Here is a 2,148-nt window from a genome sequence, read left to right on the forward strand (position 1 = left end):
GGAGTGCACATTTTCGTGACGGAGCGAGGAACGAGCGCAGTCACGAAAATGGGTGCTACGGCCGCACTCAAACAAAAGCGCCCACCCCGACCAAGGGCCGAATCCGCCTGACCAAGGGCCGAATCCACCTAAACCAAGAGCAGAACCCGTCCCAAGATCCAGACCCCGCCCCAGCACTACCGCCCCCCACCAGCCCCCGGCGGCGTATACCCAGGCGGCGTGTACCCCGGCGGCTGACCCCCCTGCGGCCCACCCCCCGGCCGCTGCGAACCAGGCGGTGCCTGATACCCAGGCGGCGCCTGGTACCCCGGCGTCTGATGACCGGGCGCCTGATACCCAGGCCCCGCATGACCCGGCGCCCGATACCCAGGCGGTCCACCCACCCCGCCACCCTGCTGCGGGCCCGGCCCGGCGTACCCCTGCGGGTGCCCCGCGTACCCGGGCCCAGCCGTCTGCCGGGGTCCCGCGGCGGCGGGACCGCGGCTCTCCCGTACCGCTCGGATCCACGCCGCGAGCGCACCGCCGAGCAGCCCCGCGCACGCACCCCACAGCGCCCCGAAACCGGCGGTCTGCACGTAGTCGGGGTGCAACGAGACCTCACCGCCCTGCGACATCGTGTCGCCGAGGATCTCGACCGCCGCCTTGACGTGGATCTGCGCGATGGCCGCCGCGATCACCGCGGTGACCGCGAAGGCGACGGCGAACCGCCACGCGTGCTGGTAGAGCTTCACCCGCGCGGGCGCCCGCAGGGCCATCACCGTGCCGCCGAAGAGGAGCAGGATTCCGGAGACCACCGGAATCCACCATGCGCGGCTGTCGAGTTCTGCGAGGCGTCCGACCGTGATGGGCAGCCCCTGGCTGCCCGACTGGTTGAGCAGTTCGCCCAGCGGGCCGGGCAGGCCGAAGCTGAAGTCGCCGCCGCCGGAGGACTTCCACTCGACGCCCATGCCCAGCGTGACCAGCAGCCACATGACATTGGGCAGGGCGAGCAGCATGCCGCCGATCATGCGCTTCGGCCCAGGGGCCTCGGCGGCCACGAACGGCGCGCCGAGCAGGCCAAGCACGACCGCACCGAGGAACACCGCCATCACGCCCGCGATCGGCGGACGCAGAACGTCGCGATAGCGCAGCCACATCCGCGGCAGCGGCCCGCGCGCGGACACCCCGAGCGCGACGGCCATGGCCAGCAGCATCCATCCCAGGCCGAACCCGATGGTGGTCGCGGCGTCCGTGGTGAACTCGGCGGCCGCGCCCAGGTTGAAGATGCCCATGAGTTCGGCGGCTTCGGCCTGCGGGATGGCGTCCCCGATGGGCAGCGAGTCGCTGCCGAGCGCGACGCAGGCGCCCAGCGCGGCGGCCGTGAAGACGGCGATCCGCGCCATGTGGGCGAGGAGTTCGTCGAAGCCGATGACCAGTCGATAGCGCAATGGGCGCAGGAACAGCCAGCCGAGCACGAGCGCGCCGACAAGGCCGACGCCGAACATGAGTATGTCGACGTCGCCGCTGCCCTCGGCCAGGGACACGTCGCCGATCAGATCGCCGAGGATCCCGTCGCTGCCCGCCGACTCCGCGCCCTTCAAGTCCACCTTGCCGCCGACGGCGAGCGCGATGGTCGCAGCCACCAGCGCGGGCATCGTGCCGCCGCCGAGGTCGCCGGCGCCCAACAGCCACAGCGCGAGCCAGGCCGTGACGGCCATCGCCGCGAAGGCGGCAAACACCGCGAGGAACGCGTGCAGCCACGCCTCCACGCCGCCGAACAGGCCGGCGGCGGACCCCGTCCGGGCATCACCAGGCGGCTGCGACGGCGGCGGCCCCGCGGGAGATCGGCCCGCCGGTCCGGGCGGCCCGGCGCCAGGAGGGCCAGGCCGCTGCGGAGGGTTGGTCCAGGACACGCCCGCTCCCTGCGGAAGAAATCGACGGGGGCACGATCCGTAACCAGCCCCCCTCGGACATCAATGACTATCGGACCCCCGCGCGACGCACGTCAACGGAATCACCGACACGGTTGATCGCCTGTTACGCGGTTGCGCGACGCCGCGAGGGACCGCAGGCTGCAAACCGGAGCCGGCGCAACGACATGCCAAATCACCCCCGTTCGGCTCCCCGTCGCAACCAACCGGGCCAATACCCGCTCTCTGTCGTCGGGTG

1 protein-coding gene is annotated in these 2,148 nt (G+C 72.0%); it reads right to left on the minus strand.

All coding sequences use genetic code 11. The features are described 5' to 3' along the window. Window positions 1-176: 176 nt before the first annotated feature. Window positions 177-1,892 carry a streptophobe family protein gene (locus AB0C36_RS33620; RefSeq protein ID WP_358361776.1) on the minus strand — a complete coding sequence of 572 codons (1,716 nt, stop codon included), beginning with the start codon at window positions 1,890-1,892 and terminating at the stop codon, window positions 177-179. Between the last annotated feature and the right edge of the window lie 256 nt (window positions 1,893-2,148).

The organism is Streptodolium elevatio (genome assembly GCF_040649515.1).
Lineage (GTDB): Bacteria > Actinomycetota > Actinomycetes > Streptomycetales > Streptomycetaceae > Yinghuangia > Yinghuangia elevatio.